This window comes from Microcystis sp. M53602_WE12 (assembly GCF_030065455.1).
Taxonomy (GTDB): Bacteria; Cyanobacteriota; Cyanobacteriia; order Cyanobacteriales; family Microcystaceae; genus Microcystis; species Microcystis aeruginosa.
Genome location: NZ_JASJFB010000376.1, coordinates 1 through 4,666 on the forward strand (window position 1 = coordinate 1; position 4,666 = coordinate 4,666).

The 4,666-nt window shown below is 45.6% G+C and carries 6 protein-coding genes and 1 pseudogene; 2 read left to right on the forward strand and 5 right to left on the reverse strand.

Going from position 1 to position 4,666, the window contains the following annotated elements; all coding sequences use genetic code 11:
- On the reverse strand, positions 1-123 hold a 123-nt coding region (locus PX482_RS12900), incomplete at its 3' end, for a transposase family protein (protein ID WP_287705278.1).
- Between the two features lie 497 nt (positions 124-620).
- Between PX482_RS12900 and PX482_RS12905 the strand changes: the two genes are divergently transcribed.
- Positions 621-1,820 (forward strand): lipid-A-disaccharide synthase-related protein, encoded by a 1,200-nt coding sequence (locus PX482_RS12905; RefSeq protein WP_288122525.1) that lies wholly within the window; start codon positions 621-623, stop codon positions 1,818-1,820.
- Here the strand turns inward: PX482_RS12905 and PX482_RS12910 are convergent.
- Positions 1,817-3,397, reverse strand: coding sequence for a glycoside hydrolase family 3 N-terminal domain-containing protein (locus tag PX482_RS12910; RefSeq protein WP_002759259.1), 1,581 nt, complete (start codon positions 3,395-3,397; stop codon positions 1,817-1,819). The genes PX482_RS12905 and PX482_RS12910 overlap by 4 nt on opposite strands.
- Before the next feature lie 101 nt (positions 3,398-3,498).
- Between PX482_RS12910 and PX482_RS12915 the strand changes: the two genes are divergently transcribed.
- The gene (locus PX482_RS12915; RefSeq protein ID WP_288026337.1) at positions 3,499-3,624 is read left to right on the forward strand and encodes a hypothetical protein; all 126 of its coding nucleotides are present in this window, start codon (positions 3,499-3,501) and stop codon (positions 3,622-3,624) included.
- A gap of 5 nt (positions 3,625-3,629) precedes the next feature.
- Here the strand turns inward: PX482_RS12915 and rbfA are convergent, their stop codons facing one another.
- The 3 genes and pseudogenes from rbfA to PX482_RS12930 all read right to left on the reverse strand — a co-directional run.
- Complete coding sequence (gene rbfA, locus PX482_RS12920; protein WP_002759261.1) at positions 3,630-4,016, reverse strand: 30S ribosome-binding factor RbfA; 387 nt, start codon at positions 4,014-4,016, stop codon at positions 3,630-3,632.
- A 41-nt stretch (positions 4,017-4,057) separates the two neighbouring features.
- Positions 4,058-4,255: a DUF751 family protein gene (locus PX482_RS12925; RefSeq protein ID WP_002737592.1), complete on the reverse strand. Its 198-nt coding sequence runs from the start codon at positions 4,253-4,255 to the stop codon at positions 4,058-4,060.
- Positions 4,256-4,491: 236 nt separating this feature from the next.
- Positions 4,492-4,666 (reverse strand): annotated as a pseudogene (locus tag PX482_RS12930) (IS630 family transposase); the annotation flags it as partial.

A 4,666-nucleotide genomic window follows, 5' to 3' on the forward strand; every position in this document is an offset into this window, starting at 1 on the left:
ACCTGAGTATCCTAGCATTGTTCCCAGTATTATTACTACTAATACTATCCATAAAGGGTGTCTTTTTCCTTTATCTTTCCGAAAGTCCTTGACTTGTTTTAGTTTTTCTATTAAGCTCAACATATATTTGAAAAGTTGCCGGTCACTCCTCATTTTACCTGACAGTGATCGCTTTTACTTTTGATATTCTGATGGGAGAATGAAACAGCCCTACCCTTATCAAGGGGGGACTAAGGGGGGATCGGCACCCCCCTTATCAAGGGGGGACTAAGGGGGGATCGAACCTAAAATCCATTTTTAATTTAATTATAACCAGCTACTTAGCGATCAGAGCAGGTTTCTGACCTTCTTGGCTCTGGGGGGCCAAATTTGGTCTTTTGATCGAGAAAAATAGAAGCAGTTAAACTAATCTCTTATCTTTTAGTCTTAACCTTTGGTCAAATGGTCGCCATCAGGGCAGAGATAGGCGATCGGCGAAACCTTCCGGTAGATTAGACTAAATGGGAGTTGGTTAACTGCTTTTATAAAATTGATTGTTCCCTAACCATCAGCATTGTCTAGGGTCGAGGGGAATAAAACAACCGAAGTTTAGGACTTTAAGCCAGAAGTTAAGAAAAAAAGTGAAATTATTATTTTTGAGTAATGGCCACGGTGAAGACGAGATCGCGATCCGGATTATTAAAAGACTGCAATCATCTCCCCACTGTCCGGATATTACTGCTTTACCCCTAGTGGGTAACGGTTATGCTTATACTCGTCTGGGGATTTCTCTTCTCGATCGAGGTCAAAAAATGCCCTCTGGGGGTTTTATCACTAGGGATGCCAAACAATTATGGCGAGATCTGCGGGAGGGATTATTAGGATTAACCTCCCGTCAATACCGTCTGGTCAGAAATTGGGGCCAAGAAGGGGGAAAAATTGTCGCGGTGGGAGATATCTTACCCCTTGCCCTTGCTTGGTTGAGCGAGACAGATTATGCTTTTGTGGGAACGGCTAAATCAGAATACTATCTCCGGGATGAGCAGGGATGGTTAGATAGTAGCTCGATGATCGATCGCCTCTGGGGTTCCTACTATTATCCCTGGGAACGCTGGTTAATGGCTCATCCTCGCTGTCGGGGGGTTTTTCCCCGGGATAGTTTAACTAGCAAAATTTTACAACAGTGGTCAATTCCCGTTGTCGATGGGGGTAATCCGATGATGGATGACCTTTTACCCTCGATAACGGGCGATTTTCCCCAAGATTGCCTAAATATTCTGCTGCTACCCGGTTCGCGCTTTCCCGAATCTCTCCACAATTGGCAGCAAATTATCGAGGCTGTGGCCGCCATTATCGGACGTTTTCCCGATTATAAGCTGGAATTTTTGGCGGCGATCGCTCCTTCTCTCCCCCTAGAATCTTTTACGGCTGCTTTAATTTCCCAGGGTTGGCGAGAACATAGCACAAATAAGTTTATTTGTCAAGAAGTATTTATAACTATTTCTCAAAGGGATTACGCCGAATATTTAGGCCGCTGCCATCTGGCCATCGCCATGGCGGGAACTGCCACGGAACAGTTCGTCGGTTTGGGTAAACCGGCGATCACGATTGCGGGATCTGGACCACAGTTTACTGGCCATTTTGCCAAACTGCAACAGCGTTTATTAGGCTGTTCAATTCTCTTAGGCGATAGTGCCGAGTCAGTAGCAGACAAGTTAGAATATTTATTACAAAATCCCCCACAGTGGCAAGAAATCGCCGTTAATGGTCGTCAGAGAATGGGATCGGCCGGGGCCTCCGATCGCATTGCCCAATGGTTACTAGACAATTTTTGCCCTTAAATGAAAGTATCGGTCTGATTTTCGCCGCTAGTGGGCCCCTCAAAAATAGTTTCTAGGGCAATTTTTTGGGCGCTTGGTTGTTGTCCATAGCTGAAAAGATAGGGAATTTCTCCGCTTTGTTGACGAAACCACTGGAAAACGTAGGGACTACCATAAATAATCAATGCTTGAATTTGTCCGGTTTTCAGCAAAGCTTGATAGATAGCTTTCGTTTCCTCCCCTAATCCGGCACTACCCCGAAAAGGATTACCACGGATGAATACTTGTAGGAGAGTCGTTTCTGGGGAGACGAGGGACTGATTAAAGGTGCTACAATCAATTATTTGGGTTTGATAACCCCATTGTCGGGGCATTGTCACCGCCGGACAAGAGCGATCGAGAAAGTCACAGTTGAGTAAATCATCGATAATGATTAAATTGCGGCCTTGAGTGGCTTTAATCGGTAAATTAGCGCTAACTGTTTGGGAATCTTTTAAAATATCGCTGACAATCTCTAGAGCTTGCGGTGCCGCTAAACTGCTTAAGGATTCTAAGGATGGCTGTCTTTGCCCCAATTTCTCTTTTGCTCGTTGAATACGTTGCCAAGAATCATTAATTCTCGCTTCGCTAATTGTACCCGCTTGCACGGCACTATACACCGCTTCGATCGCTTCGATCGGATCGGGTGGCATTAACAGTATATCGGCCCCCGCCTGTACCGCCCTCACTGCTATGGCGGCAGCGCTGGCAATTTTGGTTACTCCCCCCATAATCAGGGCATCGGTGACGATTAAACCCTGAAAACCGAGATTTTGGCGCAGTTTTTCCGCGAGAATTTTCGAGGAAAGAGTGGCGGGAAACTCGGCATCCCAAGCGGGAATTAACAGATGGCCTGACATAATACTATCAACCCCCGACTCGATCGCTGCTTGAAAGGGCGGCAATTCGATCGCTTCTAGGCGATGATGATCGTGGTTGATAATGGGAAGATCGAGATGGGAGTCATTGCTGGTGTCACCGTGGCCGGGAAAATGTTTGGCCGTGGTCAAAACTGGATAGGAATCCGCCCCTAAAATAAAAGCTTGAGCTAGATTAGCGACGATTTCGGGAGTTTCAGCGAAGGAACGAATATTAATAACGGGATTGTCGGGATTATTGTTCACATCGACAATTGGGGCTAAAATCCAGTTAATCCCGATCTCTAGGGCCTCCTTAGCGGTAATTGCTCCCATTTCCCTAGCATATTCTGTGGCTTTTGTCAAGCTTTTTTCGGCTATTTTTCCTAAAGCCATCGGGGGGGGAAACCAAGTGGCGCCGGAAAACCTTTGGCCGACTCCCTCCTCGATATCGGCGGCGATGAGGAGAGGATTATCGCTGGACCAACTTTGTAATTGTTGGCTACGGAAAGCGATTTCGGCGGCGCTGCCTCCTAAGAGAATTACCCCACCGAGGTGGAGGGTTTCTAACCAATGTTTCAGGGTGGCGTTGACAGGTTCCCAAGCAGGATAGCGGATTTGTTGGTCAAAGAGATAGCCGGAAGCGCGGACTACTATCATCTGACCAATACGTTCTTTTAGGGATAAAATGCGATCGCTCACTATTCAGTTATCAGTTATCAGTTATCAGTTATCAGGAGACAGGAGACTCCGAGACAGGAGACTCCGAGACTCCGAGACTCCGAGACTCCGAGACAGTCCCGATGAAAAAATTTTCACCCCCACAGATGAAAGAGGTTTCCTTCCCTACACCCCACACCCCACACCCCACACCCTCTTTCAAGTCAGGAGACTCCGAGACAGGAGACAGGGAGAAAAAAGACGGCTAATAGTTTTATTCTTCATCGGAATCGTCATCTTCTGGGGGTCGATCGCTTTTAATATGATCAAGAAGGTGTAACATTCGATCGCCGCGTTCGAGGGAAGAATCTTCTAGGAAGACCACTTCGGGGGTACGTCTGAGACGGATGCGTTGACCAAGTTCGCGCCGGACGAATCCTGCGGAAGCTTTTAAACCGGCCATAGTTTCGGCCTTTGCATCTTCGTTGCCGTAGATAGACACAAAAATTTTAGCGTGTTGCAGGTCGTGGGAGAGATCCACATCGGTAACGCTAACCATACCGGCACCGACCCGATCATCTTTAATTTCCATTAATAACATTTGGCTGACCTCGCGCTTAATTAGCGAGGACACGCGAGATACTCGACGGTCGTTAGCCATAATTTTCGTCCCCTAAAAACAGCGAAACCCTTACCATTGTATCAAGCTAATCCGAGCATGGCTTTGAGGGTGAAATAAAGAAAGGCGAAAGTTCCCCCCAGAAAGCCCACAAGTGCGATCGCTGTGAGGGGATTTTTTAATAAAGGGGCCAACCAGCCGAAAAAGGCGAAGAAAATCCCTAAACTAAAGCTAATCAGATAGCGGGGGTAACGGCTCACGTTATCAAAAAAGTCGCCCATAAATTTTATTTATTATCTTTGTCCGTAAGTAATTATAGCAGTAAGCTTCGATGCTGCCACGCCGCCCGATTAATGGGACTTAACAGAATCTCTAGACTTTTGTACTATTTAGTGGTATAACTATCTGGCTGGAGAGAAATACGGAATCACTCTACTCTAGATAAGTAGCTGGTTATAATTAAATTAAAAATGGATTTTGCCTTTAATCCCCCCTTGATCCCCCCTTGATCTATACTTTAGACGTTCATAATCTGAGATTTATTAAACTTCTGAAATCGTAGAGTCAGCAAGGAATCCAGTTCTTTTTTGTGTTTCAAATGGGCATCATTCAAACATTCATAAATGGCTGAAGAAAAGTCAGAAAAGTTTTCATAGTATTTACCATACAAACATTTCTTTTTGACAAATTTC